Raw genomic sequence first — 14,634 nt, 5'->3', positions numbered from 1 at the left:
ATCTCCTGATTAATTCCAAAGTTGGGTATAGATGGCAACCATCTCTTCAATGGTCGGGATCCGTGGGTTATTGTTAGGAGAGCCAGACGCTTCCGCCTGTTTTGCCATGGTCTCGATCACCGAGAAAAATTGCTGTTTATCAATGCCGAACTCAGCTGGTGTTGGCACGGAAAGTTCGCGATTGAGTTCGACAAGGGTGTTGATTAGTTTTTCACAAGCTACATCGTCACTGTCTGTTTCTTGTGCAAATGTTAGGGTGCGAGCGCAGACTGCGTATCGTGCTTTGGCTGACTTTAATGAAAAACGCGTTACCGCAGGGAGCAACATGGCATTCGATAAACCATGTGGAACGTGGAAAAATGCACCAATTGGGCGGCTCATGCCATGAACTAAAGCCACTGAAGCATTAGAAAACGCCACTCCAGCAAGGGTGGAGCCTAGCATCATCGCTTCGCGCGCTTCTTTATCATTGCCATCATGATAAACCTTACGTAGGTTTGGTCCGATCAATTTCATGGCACACAAGGCTTGGCTGTCTGAATAGAGGTTGGCTTTACGGCTCACATAGGCTTCAATGGCGTGTGTCATGGCGTCAATACCGGTATCTGCCGTGGTTCTTGCTGGCACACTGAGCGTTAAATTGTAATCAACGATCGCGGCAGTTGGCATAAAACCTGTACCCATGCACATTAATTTTTCGTCAGTTTTTTCATCAGTAATAATAGTGACACGTGTACATTCAGAGCCTGTTCCCGCTGTTGTTGGGATGGCAATAATGGGTAGACCTTGTTCTTCGACTTGGCGTGGGAAACGGTATTCATTGATCACTCCGCCTAGTTTACCAATCACTGCAATGGCTTTCGCGCTATCAATTGGGCTACCGCCACCTAATGCGATGACGGAGTCGAAATCAGCACTTCTGACTTTATCAATACCTGCTTGAATTGACTCAGCGGTGGGTTCAGGAACGGTATCTGAATAAACGTCACTTTCAATGCCTGCTTGAGACAAAATAGTTTGTACATTATTGAGATAACCCAGTTTAACCATCATGCTGTCTGTGACAATTAATGGTTTTTTGCTGTTGAGGCCATGTAAAACATTCGGTAAACGTTTGATTGAATCATGGCCAATTTCCAGTGTTCTGGGTAGCACAATCGTAGACATAATGATTTCCTTTTAGAATGAGCCGAATAGTGATCCGAGGCTGATAACGACAATGAGCCCCAGCACACTGCCAACAACGGTCACCATAAAAATATCGAAGTAAGAACGTTTGTGAGTCAGGCCACAAATCGCCAGTAATGAAATCACGGCACCGTTATGTGGCAGGGTATCCAAACCACCTGAAGCCATTGCAGCAACCCGATGCAATAATTCAGGTGAGATACCTGCTGCTTGTGCCATTTGTAAGAAGTGTTCGCCCATCATGCTTAGCGCGATACTCAGACCACCAGAAGCAGAGCCTGTCGTACCTACTAACATGCTGATCACAATCGATTCAGAAATCAGAACATTACCTGCCGAAATGCTAAGTAAATAATTACTGATCACGGCGAAAGCTGCGAGAGAGGCAATTACCGCTCCGTAGCCGACTTCGGATGCGGTATTAAAGATAGGTAATAAAGACCCCATCACTCCTTTGTTCATGGTTTCTTTGAGGTTTTTCCAACGAGACCAATTTAAAATAATGATGGTGGCGCAGGACAGAACTAACGCGCCAATGATGGCCCATAAACCTAAAACACTATTGAGGGCAGTGTTGCCATATTTGTCCTCTGAAAGGTAGGCGGTGTCCATTAATGGAATGACTTTACTGAGCAAGTAGTTACAAGAGACCACTAACACAATTGGCAGCATCGCCTTCCAGAGCGCAGGTAAATGGCGATGTTCATCATCGGTGTGTTTTTCAGGAGCATGGTAAGTATCGCCATAACCCTCTGCGGCATGTTTTGCTTTGCGTACCCGATAGCTTAGCCAGCCATAACCTGCGGCAAACATCACAGCGGAGCCAATCAAACCCAAACCGGGAGCGGCAAAGGCATCGGTACCAAAGAAAGGCATGGGGATGGTATTTTGAATGGCTGGCGTGCCCGGCAATGCTGTCATGGTAAAACTGAGCGAACCGAGTGCAATGGCGCCGGGGATCAAACGTTTAGGAATGGCAGCAGCATGGAAAATCGCGGCAGCAATAGGGAAAATGGTAAAACCAACCACAAACAGTGATACGCCACCATAAGTTAAAATACTACAAGTGATCACCACTGCTAGCAGGGCGCGATGTCCTCCCAACTTTCTAACCAGTGAATAAGCGATTGATTGGGCTGAGCCTGAGTCATCCATCAATTTTCCGAAGACGGCACCTAGTAAAAACAAGGGGAAATATTTTACGACGTAGCCACCAAGGCCAGTCATGAAAACTTGTGTGTAGACACCAAATAGCTGAGACACTTCACCGCTCATCATCACGGCAAACAAGGCCAGTATTGGCGCTAAAATCAATACACTCACACCCCGATATGCGAAATACATCAACATCAGTAGGGAAAGAATAATGCCTAGGATACTCAACATAACTGTTTCTCCAGTGTTATTAACCACAGCCTGATTATCTAAATTTAATTTTTTAGGCTGCAAAATAAGCGCGTTATTAATTTGTATCGTTAGTTGATATGAATTGTATTAATAGATGAGATTTTTTGGTTAAGCAAATCAGTTGTGACAGAAAAGAAAGGAAAAAGCGCTTCGATCACAAAAAAATTAACAAATTGTTAATAACTCGTGACTGAGATCGCAAACATCTCCAGATGAAAATTTTGGATAAGTACAAAAAATGATGGGAGATACAGTGAGCCTTCTCACAGAGTGATGGTTTTTCAATAGCAGAGCTTGTAGTTTGTGAAATTTTAATTCTATATTCGTTATATGTTATGAAATTTTATTTCTTAACTAACGATGAAAATCCCTTTATATAGAAACGATAAAATCAAATAAGGTGAGGCAAGGCATGAAATTAACAACCCTACTAGCAGCAGCAACGATGTTAATGACAGCGAGTGTTGCAGCAAAAGAATATCAAATTCATCATACCGAACAGATCAACTCCTTGGCTGATGCACAAAAAGCGGCGGTTTGGGAGCAGGCTGAAGTATTAACGGACTTCACTTATCCATGGGAAAAAGAAGCACCACCAAAAACAGATTTTCGTGCATTATGGAGTAATAATGCTTTATATTTCCGATTTATCGCCGATGATAAAGACATTCAACTAGGTGATGATCCAGACAAAGATCAGGCAGTATTAGACTCAGATCGCGTGGAGTTATTCTTTGCGACGAGTCCTGAATTGAAACCTTATTACACCGCTGAAATGGATCCAAAAGGGCGCATATTCGACGCAAAAGCTAACTTTTATCGTGAAGTTGACCCAAGTTGGAATTGGCAAACATTAAAAACGGTCGGCCAGATAACACCAGAAGGTTATATAGTAACGGGTAAAATTGATCTCGATGAATTTACCCAGCTGAATTTGTGGCAGGATAGCGATAACAAAACCTTGATGTGTGCAATCCTTCGCGGTGAGTTTAGCGCAGGCGAGCCGAAGCAAGTGCGCAAATGGATCAGTTGGATTAAGCCTGATTCAGTCAAACCTGATTTTCATATTCCTTCAGCTTTTGGTAGCTGCAAACTCGTTAAATAACGCTCACCGGTGGTCGTTCACCACCGGTTATTCATTCAATGATGTGAAACGGATCACGTAAGGTGACACAAGTGATGTTCTTGTCATGATTTGAATTGAAATAAAAATTCATAAATAGTATTTTTTAATGAAATTTGATTTCAATTGAGGTGATATAATGTCAGTAACCGAAAATACACTCAGTGATTGTTTGCAAAATGAACTCAATCAGGACACGTTGCAGTTTTCGCGTTTAGACACCTTATCCATGCTAACAGAGATTAATCAAGCAGATAGCACCGTAGCTGCCGCTCTAAAGCAAGTGCTACCTGAAATAGCGCATGTCGTTGATGTGATTGCTGAGCGCTTAAAGCAGGGGGGACGGATATTTTATGTGGGAGCGGGAACCAGTGGGCGACTTGCTGTCCTAGACAGCGCTGAGTGCCCGCCAACATTTGGTACATCGCCTGAGTTGGTACAATCAATCATTGCTGGCGGACATGCTGCCATGCTCAAGGCAGTTGAAAATATTGAAGATTCTGTTGAAGCTTCGGTAGATGAACTCAAACAGCGTGGCGCAACAACTAAAGATGTGATTATTGGCATTGCAGCCAGCGGGCGAACACCTTTTACTTTAGCAGCGATTGAATATGGCAATCAAATAGGCGCACTGACAGTGGCGATCACAACACGTGGTCATAGTCAGTTAAGCGATCTTGCACAATATGCGATTGCACCGGATGTCGGCGCTGAAGTGCTGTCTGGCTCAACTCGCATGAAAAGTGGTACGGCACAAAAAATGATTTTAGGCATGCTCAGTACCTGTGTGATGGCACGATTGGGGCGCATTCATACTAATTTAATGGTGGATGTAGTGGCAAGTAACATCAAATTACTGCGCCGTGCTGAAAGAATTGTTGGGGAAGTGTGCCACATTGACATGCAAGCAGCCGCAGAACTGTTAAAGCAGGTTGATTATCATCCACGACGCGCAATTTTAATGTATGAACTTAATATTAATGCACAGCAAGCGACCGATATTGTTCAGAAAAATCCAAATACCAGTTTGGATCTGATGCTGACGAGTCACCGCGAGTAACGTCAATACTGGGGAAATAATATGGCTAACAAGATAGAACATCTGGAAGTACTCGCCAAAGAAATAGAAAAACAGGCGGGTGGATTCGAAAACGTGGCGACGTTAACTCATTGTATGACACGTATTCGTTTGGTTTTAAAAGATAACAGCAAATTTAATGCGGAGGCGCTGAAACAAGTCGAAGGCGTTAAAGGGGTTGTGTTTAATGGTGAACAGCAACAAGTGATTGTGGGTATGGGCACCGCGGCGAAAGTCTTTTCAGTGATGAATAAAAGAATGCAAGGTAGCGGCCTAACGAATGAAAGTAGCGTAACAGCGACTGAGAAAAAATCTTTTTCAATTCGCCGCATGTTAAACACACTTGCTGCCATTTTTGTACCCACTATTCCTGCACTGATTGGTTGTGGTCTCATTATGGGGCTGATTAATATTGTGCGCTTAGTTGCACCGGGTGTGGTTGAGCAGTTTCCTGAACTTTTTAAATTATTGAAATTGATCGGTAGTGCTGTTTTTACCTATCTATCTATTATGATTGGTGTGAATACCGCAAAAGAATTAGGGGCATCGACCTCAATTGGTGCGGTTATGGCGGGGCTACTGGCAATGCCTGGCTTGGCAGATATCACTCTGTTCGGTGAAAAATTACAGCCAAACAGCGGTGGGATCTTTGCTGTACTCATGGTAGTGGTGTTCTCTTCTAAATTTGAAGTGTGGTTTAGAAGTATTATTAAAGAGAGCCTTGATCTTATCGTGACGCCTTTTGTCACTATTTTAGTGTCAGCTATGGTGGCTTTAATTGTTTTCCAACCTGCGGGTCATTATCTCAACCAAGTATTGGCACAGGGCGTTTCTGTGGCACTGCTTAACAGTGGTGGTGGCGCAGTGGCAACGGGAGGGATCTTAGGTGGTAGCTTCCTGTTCTTATTGCTGACAGGTTTACATCAAGGCCTGATCCCAATTCATGCTGAAATTCTACAAACATTTGGTTTGAATTATTTGTTCCCAATTTTAGCCATGGGCGGAATGGGGCAAGTAGGCTCTTGTTTCTGGGTGTTCCTGAAAACTAAAAATCAACGCCTGAAAAAAACCTTAGTTGGTGCTTTACCTGTGGGGATCTTTGGTGTTGGCGAACCACTATTATTCGGCGTGTCATTACCATTAGGTAAACCCTTTATTGCAGGTTGTATTGGGGGAGCAGCGGGTGGTGCATTAATGGCATTCTTCCATGTGGGGATCATTATTCCGTTTGGTACCGCGGGCTTATCATTAATTCCATTAGTTGGAGATGGGCAAATTCTTGATTTTCTGATTGCGGTAGCTGGCGCATGGATTGTCGGTTTCATTGCCAGTATGATAATAGGCTTCAATGATCCAGAAAAATAATAAGAAGGAATAGCCATGTCAACACTGACGGTAAAATTGGAAAGTTTATTGACCAGAGGCAAAGGCACCGAGCAACGTATCGCCAGTTTTTTGCTAGAAAGTCGTGATAGCCTTGTTTCCATGAATGCGGCTGAGCTTGCTCAAGCCGCTGGGGTGAGCAGTGCTTCAGTCATTCGCTTTTCTCGCCAGATGGGTTATCGTGGTTATCCTGAATTTAAAGTTGACTACTTATCCGATGAAAAGCAGCACAAAGCGGAAAGTTTGTATGGCAATCTGAGCCGCAATGATGACACGGCTCAGATTATTGCTAAATCACAGCAAATGTTTATTACCGCGATTGAAAAATCAGTGGAATTGCTCGAACCCATCACTGTGGATGCCATTGCCCAGAAGATTGTTGAAGCAAAACGAGTTGTCCTATTTGGGATCGGCTCTTCGGCAATAGTGGCTAATGATATTTTTCTTAAATTGATCCGCGTGAATAAACATGCGTTATTTAGCCCTGATCTGCATGTACAGCTTGGCTATTCGGCAAACTTAAATGAAAGTGATTTAGCCATTGCCGTGACTGCAAGGGGCAATACTTCTGATGTCAATCGTATGCTGAAATCAGCCCATGAGAATGGCTGTACGACAGTTGCGTTAACTCGCTTTGGGCAAGATGAGGCCGCACGTCTCGCTGATTTTACCTTGCCTTATTTCTATGATGAGCAGCACTCCCAATTGGGGGTGATCACTCCGCAAGTATTGCAAATGGTCATCTTTGATACGTTATTCTTTAAATATTTAACCCTCGCCAATGAAGATGCAGATATTGCATTACACAAAGCACGACAAGCCGTTACCCAGGCAGGATAAAGCACAATGATTTTAACAGAGTTAGCCATCGGAGCATTGATTGGCTTAATTATTAGCACCACAGGTGTCGGTGGTGGTGTTATTGTTTTACCTATACTGACCTATTTTTTTGGATTAAATGCATTAGCGGCAGTGGCAACTGCAAATTTCTTATCCATGTTGATGAAAATTTCTTCTTCATACATGCATTTTCGGTTAGGTAATATTCCATTTAAAGGAGCATTAATGGTATTGGCAATTATGTTGCCAAGTACCTTTTTATCTAGCTTATTTGTCACTTGGTTAGGAAGTATTCCTGAATATGAGAAACAAGTTGAATGGGGTATTAACTTATTGGTTGCGGCAGCGATTATTTTTTCATTGTACTTATTTATTCATCGCATGTTTTTTGCCAATCCAATTAAAAAGCCTCAAGTTAAAGATAATCAATTACGTGCGATGGCACTCCCTGCGGTTATTGCGGGTATTGTATTAGGGGCGACAGGGGTTGGTGGTGGCGTCGTGGTATTACCGATGCTGCTGCGCTATATGCATTTAAATATTAAGCAAGCTATTGGGACATCAATTGTTGTTACGACCGTATTATCGGGATCATCTGCATTAGCCTATGCGCAGGATGGCCATACGGATTTAAAATTGGCATTAATTTTATGTGCAGGGGCATTACTGGTGATGCCATTGGCGAAATACTTACTAGTGACATTATCAGAACGGGCTTTCCAATACATTACACTGTTATTGATTTTATGTAGTGCCGTCATGATGACACTAAAAGTGGTTATGCCATAAGTTAACTCCCCTCGGTTATTCTATAAATTAACCAAGGGGTTATTAATTATTGATTTGTTCCAGTCACTTCTTTTTGGATTTCTTGATAAATAAACGCACGTTCATACAGCAAGTCTTCATCTGTTGAGAAAGAGATGCTATAGATAGCAAAGGCCAGTAAACCCGCGGCTATTGCTGTAATGCATAAGTCAACAAGGTATGATTTTTTCGCTGTAATGACATAGCCTAAGCTAACTAATGCGCCAATCACAGCACCGCCCACATGTGCTGCATTATCCACACCTGACTGCATGCCATTAATTAAGGTTAACGCAATCATGGCAATAATATTGTATAGCTGGCGTTTTAGTTTGGCATTTTCGAGATCAGGAACATCGGGTGAATTGATATTTTTCAGCAGATAGATCACTGATGCTGCGGCTAGCCCCATAATGGCACCGGATGCACCCACACCGATAGTAATATAAACCGTATTATTCATTGGCATGTATATACTGAATGAATCAACGACTTTGAGCGATTCTTGGTATTGCCAATAGGCGCTGAATAACGCGGCACCAATTCCAGAAATAATATAAATAGATAATAATTTAAATTTACCGTAAACCCGCTCGCACTCAATACCAATCACTAATAGGGCAAGACTATTAAAACCAATATGCATTGCATCTGAATGCAAAATCATACTAATTGGATAGCGCCACCAATCACCGGTCAATGACAGTTGATAGACATTTGCACCAAACAATAATAGGTTGCTTTCGCGCGATTCAAGTGGTGATGCAAAGGCGATTTGATAGAAATAAACAGCGATATTTAATAATACAAGGATCAACGTTAACGCCATGGCTTTTAACGAGATATGCGGTTTTTGGGCAGGTGGTGTAGTGTGTGCTTGTTCAGACATATTAAGTCCTTGTCATTATAAAATATTTATACTTATCATAATTCAAGTTATGACGCTGCTAGATTATGTTCATTTGTCGCTTAGCCGCGCTTCGAGTTGTTTAGAGTATAAAATGTAACAAAATTTTAATTTATACCTAATATCTGAAAAATGGAGTTAACAATAAAAAAGGCGCTAGCTAAATAGCGCCTCAGACTGCTGACAAACGTATTTTGTTTGTCTGCGGTCGTTAAGGTTTTTGAAATAAACTAGGAAAATCAATTTATTGATTTTCGGCTGATAACACGGAGCGGGAAAAACCACGCTTTATCCCGCTTCGTCAACAACCTCAGGCGCTAACTAAATAGCGCCTTCAGACTGCTAACAAACGTATTCTGTTTGTAAGTTAGAATGACGTCCGTTTATAGGTACGATATTCAGGTTTCCAGAAGTTGCGCTCAATCGCTTCCTCCAATGCACTGTCAGAGGTCACGGTAGCAACGCCTTGCACTTGTGCTTCCTTGGCAACTTGTTTGGCGATAAAACGCGAAACTTGTTGGATATCAGACAGTGGTGGCAGTAATGACCCATCTCCTGCTTTAGCCAGTGGTGAGCACTCAGCTAACGCACGACTTGCTGCCATTAGCATGTTTTCAGTGACCCGTTTGGCTCCTGAAGCAATGACTCCTAAACCAATACCTGGGAAGATATAGGAGTTATTACACTGGGCGATAGGGTAGATTTTATCTTTATAGGAAACCGGTGAGAACGGGCTACCTGTTGCGACTAATGCTTTGCCATCGGTCCAATTAATAATATCTTCTGGACGCGCCTCAACACGTGATGTTGGGTTAGACAGTGGCATCACAATTGGGCGTTCACAGTGCTTGTGCATCTCTTTAATGATTTCTTCAGTGAACAAACCAGCTTGGCCGGAAACACCAATTAGGATGGTTGGCTTAGCATTACGCACCACATCTAATAAAGAAATCGAATCGCTGTTAACATCCCAGTGAGCTAAATTGTTGCTATTTTGCGTTAATTTGCTTTGGAAATCTAACAAGTTAGGCAATTTATCGGTTAACAAACCAAAACGGTCAACCATATAAATGCGTGAACGTGCTTGTTCATCGCTCAAGCCTTCAGATTTCATTTGAGCAACAATTTGTTCTGCAATACCACAACCTGCGGAGCCAGCACCTAAGAAAGTGACACGTTGGTCACTCAGCTTACTACCTGCGGCATGGCTCGCGGCGATCAAACTACCTAATGTGACTGATGCAGTACCTTGAATGTCGTCGTTAAAGCAGCACAGCTCATCGCGATAACGGTTTAACAATGGCATCGCATTTTTTTGAGCAAAGTCTTCGAACTGCAACAGAACGTTTGGCCAACGGCGTTTTACGGCTTGAATAAACTCATCAATAAATTGATCGTATTCTTCACCCGTAATACGTGGATGACGCCATCCCATATACAGAGGGTCATTCAGACGTTGTGGATTATTAGTTCCCACGTCAATGACAATTGGCAAAGTATAAGCGGGGCTGATGCCGCCACAAGCGGTATATAAAGAAAGCTTACCGATAGGAATACCCATACCGCCGATACCTTGGTCACCAAGGCCTAAGATACGCTCACCATCAGTGACTACGATCACTTTAACGTTTTGCTTAGTGGCGTTTTGCAGCATATCGTCGATATATTCACGGTTTGGATAAGAAATGAATAGACCACGAGCACGACGATAGATATCAGAGAAGTGTTCACACGCTTCACCGACTGTCGGGGTATAAATAATTGGCATCACTTCAGTGAGGTGTGCATCAATCAGACGATAGAATAGGGTTTCGTTGGTGTCTTGAATATTTCTTAAATAAATGTGTTTATCGATATCGGTTTTGAAATCGACTAACTGGCGATAAGCGCGCTCTACTTGTTCTTCGATAGTTTCAACTTGCTCTGGCAACAGGCCATACAGGTTGAAATTTGCGCGTTCTTCTTCGCTAAAGGCACTGCCTTTATTTAATAACGGAAATTCGAGCAGGATAGGGCCTGCATAAGGAATGTACAGAGGGCGTTTTGTTTCGTATTCATGTTCCATGAAATATCACTCTTCGGACGATTAAAAAACAACAGTCGGGATAGATCCTAAGGCATACAAAAAATATGTACAGTGATTATTGCTGCAAAGAGTTAAAATAAATGTTAAATAATATTATTTGTATAATAAACAACATAATAGATAATTTATATCAAGATAGAAGTTGTACTACTTGAAAGTGCTCTACAACTAAGGGGATTAGCTGCCATGCGGTAGGAAGCTATTATGAACCTCATCGTTAAGTTGAGACGACTAAAAATAATCTTCGAGAACTGGTTATTTAGTTTTATAGTTTACTATATATTGCACTAAGTTTTTATTTTGCATAGCCTAATAATGTTTAACCTTTTTTCTATAATGAATAAGTTTATATTTTTAATTTTTTAGACGTATATAAGCCAACGGAATGAATGTTAATAGTTTATTAATAACTGGTATGTGAAGATAATTATGAGTACTAAAATTAACAGTAATAATGTTGAATTAACCTATCAACAATGGGAAGAACTCTATAGTAATTTGAAAGAATATAAAAATATTGAGCAAATATATGACTATTTGATTACTAAAGGTGAACGCTATGCTGTTTATGCCAAAAGATTTCTGAACAGAAATGCAACTCTTGGTTCTTTTACCGCTAATTATTTAGCGAGCGCTGCAAAAGAGAATAATTTAGGATTGATTTTTAGGGATTATGAAAATATTTATTATGATTTGGCAGAGCAATATCTTTTATGGCTAGAAAAACGATTTACTGCGGCAGGCAAGGAGGTGATTGACATTAATATTAATCATCAAGAGGCAATACAAATTCATCAGAATGTATTTAGTCGTCATCAATTATCTGCTGATTCATGGCTGTTTAACAATGTATTCTCTGTACTTCCTGAAGAACAGCGAGAATCTTTTTGGCAGAAGAGCTTGGATGTTATGGGTGATGTTGAGAAAGAAACCTCCCTTAGTATAGAACTCATTGAAACCATGCTTGGTGTCGTTGAAACGGGGACAACAGAAGAAAAAATATCCGCGCAATATTTCTTTCAACGGATTATCGATATTAAATCCGAAATAGATTCAGGCTCTATCGGTGCTCAACGATTACAGTCATTTTTTAGTCATCCTAAAATGGAAGATTTATTAATTAAAATAAATGGAGTTATCTCAGAGGATAAGAATAGTTCAGAGTCCAATAGTGTGCTGAAAAATATGAGTTTTGATAGTTGCTCTTCAACGTTGGAATTCGATATTACTGAATTTGAAAAAATATCTATAAAAGAAGGCAATATAGAGACGAAAAGTGAGATTGACAGCCAACTAGCTGAACAAATATCAATATTTGATATTTGCACGAGTGTGCTTAATCCGCAGCTCTTACCTTACGAAGAGTTGAGTTTCGCTAAATCAAACGTTTCTTTTCTTCATACTCAATTATTTTAATAAAAATTGCCGCCATTATTGGGCGGCAATTAAATGTTTAACAAATTAATCTAAATAGGTCACTTCTTTTTGCTGGCAACCAAGTGCTTGCAAGGTATTTTCAGTAATACACCATTGTTTTACAATCGCATCTTGCTTTTCAACTAATACCGCTTGCTCGATAGAATGCATATCTTTACCTGCTAGATTAATCATAATCAATGCGGCTTGTAATGGTGGCAGACTTGGGTTGAAAGCTGCGTTTTCAGCATAACGGCCAGTAAATAAGGAGCCATCTTTCAACTGTAGTGCGATACCTGAGTGGGATTGGCTATAAGGTGCATGTGATTGGTTCGCAGCCTCGATCGCAGCGCACAATAAACGGCTACGGCTTGCGGTGCTATAGCCATGATCTACCGTATCCATCAGCAATGTGGTGATCTCTAAATCGGATGGACCAAATGAATCAGGCAGATAATCATGTAATGTTGCTGGCTGGCGTTCTGGAAGGTGGACTTCAATTTTGCCTCCGCCACGTAACTCATTCATAAACTGTCGGCAGTGACCGCATGGCGTATAGTTTACCGTGATCGAAGCCAACTGTTTTTCGCCTTTCAACCATGCATGAGTTACAGCACATTGCTCAGCATGGATGGTTTGAGCAATTGCCACGCCGCTGAATTCCATATTAGCGCCAAAGTAGAGATTACCACTCACACCACGGGCGATTGCGCCTACGTTAAAGTGTGAAATTGGCGTGACCGCATAGGCTGCGGCAAAGGGTAATAGTAAAAATGCTAGCTCGCTGTCACTATAACCACAATCAGTTTTGATTTGATTAACTTGTTCGGCACTCAGCATTGCTTGGAAATCAGGTATATCAATAATGGGTCTGAGCGCAGCTTGTAACTTTTCGGGAAGTTGAGACCAAGCGGACTTAAATCTTGAATGCATGAGTTGCTCTCCTAGTGACTTACTGACATTTCTCTATACTCAATTGTAGCGCTTTGTATTGAAGCTAAGTATCTACACTGTTCGCGATTTCTCGCTTAGCTGCATCTCGAGTGTTTAGAGTATATGTAATAAATTACCACCTCATGTGTGATTAATGTCTCTTTTTTTATGAAATAAATGAAACAAGTTATGTAATTGAGAGATGTATCTCAAGTTTTATCCCGCTCCGCCAACAAATTTAGGAGAGGTGATAAGCCTCTCCTCATCATATTGAGTCTAGCCGAAAAGATGAAGTATGACAGGGAAGATAAACGGGGCGAGCAAAGAGGTAATAATCCCGCAGGTCATTAATGCTAATGAACTATATGCACCTTCGATGTAGTTGACTTCTGCACAACGGGCTGTACCCAATGCGTGAGATGCAGTACCCATTGCTAAACCCCTTGAAGCGTGAGTTCGGATACGTAAAGCATCAAACAATGAATGGCCAAACATTGCACCCAACATGCCAACAAAAATCACACAGGCAGCACTAATTGCGGGAACACCACCAATCGAATCAGCAACCGCCATGGCAATGGGGGTGGTGACTGATTTAGGTAGGATAGAGGCTGCAATATCGGGTGTTGCACCCAGCCAAAGAGCTATCGATGTACCTGTAAACATGGCAACTAAGCTACCTGCTAAACAGATACTAAATAGCGATTTCCATTGTGCACGAATTTGATGCATTTGCTCGTAGAGAGGAAAGGCGAGCGCGACAACGGCAGGTTGTAGCAGATCATTTAGAATTTTACTGCCTGCAAAGTAGTGTTCATAAGGCGTGTTAGTAAAAATCAGTAATGGCACAATAATCGCGATCGCCACTAACAATGGATTTAATAGTGGTAGTTTTAATTTTACCGACAAAAAACGTGCTAGATAAAAAACAGCAATGGTCAATGGTAGTGACCACCAAATATGCTCTAACATTTATCATCCCCTTTATCTTGCTGATTATCAGTTGGTATATTGGTTGGCTCTTCAGGAGGAAGGGGAACCTCATCGGGTTTGACTCCGACGATTTGGCGTTCTTTGTGGATGTAGTTTGAACTGAAAGCAACCACTACCATCACAACTAACGTACTGATAAAGCAGGCAACGAGGATCGGAACCAACTGCTCACTCAATTGGCTATAATAATTCATAATGCCGATACCAATAGGGACGAATAATAACGTCATATTTTTTAATAGTATCGAACAGCCGGGTTGTGCCCAATGTGCTGGCACAATTTGTAGAGCAAGTAGTACAAACAGTATGAGCATACCAATGATACTACCGGGAACAGAAAATGGCAGAAGTGTTGATAACAGGTTCCCAATGATCAGGCAGAGGTAAAGGATCGCAAAAGCGCGTAAATACTGCCATCCGGTTATCAGCACATGTTTTAATGACATGAGACTCGTCCTATTACGCTAAGTGCA

The 14,634-nt window shown here is 41.6% G+C and carries 13 protein-coding genes; 6 read left to right on the top strand and 7 right to left on the bottom strand.

Annotated features, from left to right (window positions below):
• Nucleotides 1-9 precede the first annotated feature (9 nt).
• Both AC3Z9T_RS06625 and AC3Z9T_RS06620 read right to left on the bottom strand, forming a co-directional pair.
• The gene (locus AC3Z9T_RS06625; RefSeq protein WP_490125420.1) at nt 10-1,167 is read right to left on the bottom strand and encodes an iron-containing alcohol dehydrogenase; all 1,158 of its coding nucleotides are present in this window, start codon (nt 1,165-1,167) and stop codon (nt 10-12) included.
• A gap of 12 nt (nt 1,168-1,179) precedes the next feature.
• Complete coding sequence (locus tag AC3Z9T_RS06620) at nt 1,180-2,574, bottom strand: GntP family permease (RefSeq protein ID WP_490125419.1); 1,395 nt, start codon at nt 2,572-2,574, stop codon at nt 1,180-1,182.
• Between the two features lie 433 nt (nt 2,575-3,007).
• Here AC3Z9T_RS06620 and AC3Z9T_RS06615 point away from each other — a divergent pair, with 433 nt between their 5' ends.
• The 5 genes from AC3Z9T_RS06615 (at nt 3,008) to AC3Z9T_RS06595 (ending at nt 7,808) form a co-directional block, all read left to right on the top strand.
• On the top strand, nt 3,008-3,700 hold the full coding sequence (locus tag AC3Z9T_RS06615) for a carbohydrate-binding family 9-like protein (RefSeq protein ID WP_490125418.1): 693 nt from the start codon (nt 3,008-3,010) through the stop codon (nt 3,698-3,700).
• A gap of 157 nt (nt 3,701-3,857) precedes the next feature.
• Nucleotides 3,858-4,778 (top strand): N-acetylmuramic acid 6-phosphate etherase, encoded by a 921-nt coding sequence (gene murQ, locus AC3Z9T_RS06610; protein ID WP_490125417.1) that lies wholly within the window; start codon nt 3,858-3,860, stop codon nt 4,776-4,778.
• Between the two features lie 21 nt (nt 4,779-4,799).
• On the top strand, nt 4,800-6,161 hold the full coding sequence (locus AC3Z9T_RS06605; protein ID WP_490125416.1) for a PTS transporter subunit EIIC: 1,362 nt from the start codon (nt 4,800-4,802) through the stop codon (nt 6,159-6,161).
• Between the two features lie 15 nt (nt 6,162-6,176).
• The gene (locus tag AC3Z9T_RS06600; RefSeq protein WP_490125415.1) at nt 6,177-7,019 is read left to right on the top strand and encodes a MurR/RpiR family transcriptional regulator; all 843 of its coding nucleotides are present in this window, start codon (nt 6,177-6,179) and stop codon (nt 7,017-7,019) included.
• Nucleotides 7,020-7,025: 6 nt separating this feature from the next.
• Complete coding sequence (locus tag AC3Z9T_RS06595; RefSeq protein WP_490125414.1) at nt 7,026-7,808, top strand: sulfite exporter TauE/SafE family protein; 783 nt, start codon at nt 7,026-7,028, stop codon at nt 7,806-7,808.
• Nucleotides 7,809-7,854: 46 nt separating this feature from the next.
• On the opposite strand, the gene AC3Z9T_RS06590 is transcribed toward AC3Z9T_RS06595, so the two are convergent.
• The gene (locus tag AC3Z9T_RS06590) at nt 7,855-8,715 is read right to left on the bottom strand and encodes a rhomboid family intramembrane serine protease (RefSeq protein ID WP_490125413.1); all 861 of its coding nucleotides are present in this window, start codon (nt 8,713-8,715) and stop codon (nt 7,855-7,857) included.
• Between the two features lie 385 nt (nt 8,716-9,100).
• On the bottom strand, nt 9,101-10,798 hold the full coding sequence (locus AC3Z9T_RS06585) for an NAD-dependent malic enzyme (RefSeq protein ID WP_490125412.1): 1,698 nt from the start codon (nt 10,796-10,798) through the stop codon (nt 9,101-9,103).
• Between the two features lie 450 nt (nt 10,799-11,248).
• Between AC3Z9T_RS06585 and AC3Z9T_RS06580 the strand changes: the two genes are divergently transcribed.
• The gene (locus tag AC3Z9T_RS06580) at nt 11,249-12,235 is read left to right on the top strand and encodes a PDZ domain-containing protein (RefSeq protein ID WP_490125411.1); all 987 of its coding nucleotides are present in this window, start codon (nt 11,249-11,251) and stop codon (nt 12,233-12,235) included.
• A gap of 45 nt (nt 12,236-12,280) precedes the next feature.
• Here the strand turns inward: AC3Z9T_RS06580 and cdd are convergent, their stop codons facing one another.
• The 3 genes from cdd to AC3Z9T_RS06565 all read right to left on the bottom strand — a co-directional run bounded on the left by cdd (nt 12,281) and on the right by AC3Z9T_RS06565 (nt 14,607).
• Entirely contained in the window at nt 12,281-13,168 is an 888-nt protein-coding gene (gene cdd / locus AC3Z9T_RS06575; protein WP_490125410.1) for a cytidine deaminase, read from the bottom strand.
• Nucleotides 13,169-13,444: 276 nt separating this feature from the next.
• Entirely contained in the window at nt 13,445-14,140 is a 696-nt protein-coding gene (locus AC3Z9T_RS06570) for a CidB/LrgB family autolysis modulator (RefSeq protein WP_490125409.1), read from the bottom strand.
• Nucleotides 14,134-14,607 (bottom strand): CidA/LrgA family protein, encoded by a 474-nt coding sequence (locus AC3Z9T_RS06565; protein WP_490125408.1) that lies wholly within the window; start codon nt 14,605-14,607, stop codon nt 14,134-14,136. The genes AC3Z9T_RS06570 and AC3Z9T_RS06565 overlap by 7 nt, the downstream gene beginning before the upstream one ends.
• Nucleotides 14,608-14,634: the final 27 nt, after the last annotated feature.

Source organism: Providencia sp. 6390 (genome assembly GCF_058148425.1).
The sequence above is the reverse complement of the archived record's forward strand: the minus strand, read 5'-3'. Positions and strand labels throughout refer to the sequence as shown.

Coding starts and splice junctions, on each gene's coding strand:
- AC3Z9T_RS06625 (WP_490125420.1), bottom strand. CDS start 1,167: ATGTCTACGATTGTGCTACCCAGAACACTGGAAATTGGCCATGATTCA.
- AC3Z9T_RS06620 (WP_490125419.1), bottom strand. CDS start 2,574: ATGTTGAGTATCCTAGGCATTATTCTTTCCCTACTGATGTTGATGTAT.
- AC3Z9T_RS06615 (WP_490125418.1), top strand. CDS start 3,008: ATGAAATTAACAACCCTACTAGCAGCAGCAACGATGTTAATGACAGCG.
- murQ (WP_490125417.1), top strand. CDS start 3,858: ATGTCAGTAACCGAAAATACACTCAGTGATTGTTTGCAAAATGAACTC.
- AC3Z9T_RS06605 (WP_490125416.1), top strand. CDS start 4,800: ATGGCTAACAAGATAGAACATCTGGAAGTACTCGCCAAAGAAATAGAA.
- AC3Z9T_RS06600 (WP_490125415.1), top strand. CDS start 6,177: ATGTCAACACTGACGGTAAAATTGGAAAGTTTATTGACCAGAGGCAAA.
- AC3Z9T_RS06595 (WP_490125414.1), top strand. CDS start 7,026: ATGATTTTAACAGAGTTAGCCATCGGAGCATTGATTGGCTTAATTATT.
- AC3Z9T_RS06590 (WP_490125413.1), bottom strand. CDS start 8,715: ATGTCTGAACAAGCACACACTACACCACCTGCCCAAAAACCGCATATC.
- AC3Z9T_RS06585 (WP_490125412.1), bottom strand. CDS start 10,798: ATGGAACATGAATACGAAACAAAACGCCCTCTGTACATTCCTTATGCA.
- AC3Z9T_RS06580 (WP_490125411.1), top strand. CDS start 11,249: ATGAGTACTAAAATTAACAGTAATAATGTTGAATTAACCTATCAACAA.
- cdd (WP_490125410.1), bottom strand. CDS start 13,168: ATGCATTCAAGATTTAAGTCCGCTTGGTCTCAACTTCCCGAAAAGTTA.
- AC3Z9T_RS06570 (WP_490125409.1), bottom strand. CDS start 14,140: ATGTTAGAGCATATTTGGTGGTCACTACCATTGACCATTGCTGTTTTT.
- AC3Z9T_RS06565 (WP_490125408.1), bottom strand. CDS start 14,607: ATGTCATTAAAACATGTGCTGATAACCGGATGGCAGTATTTACGCGCT.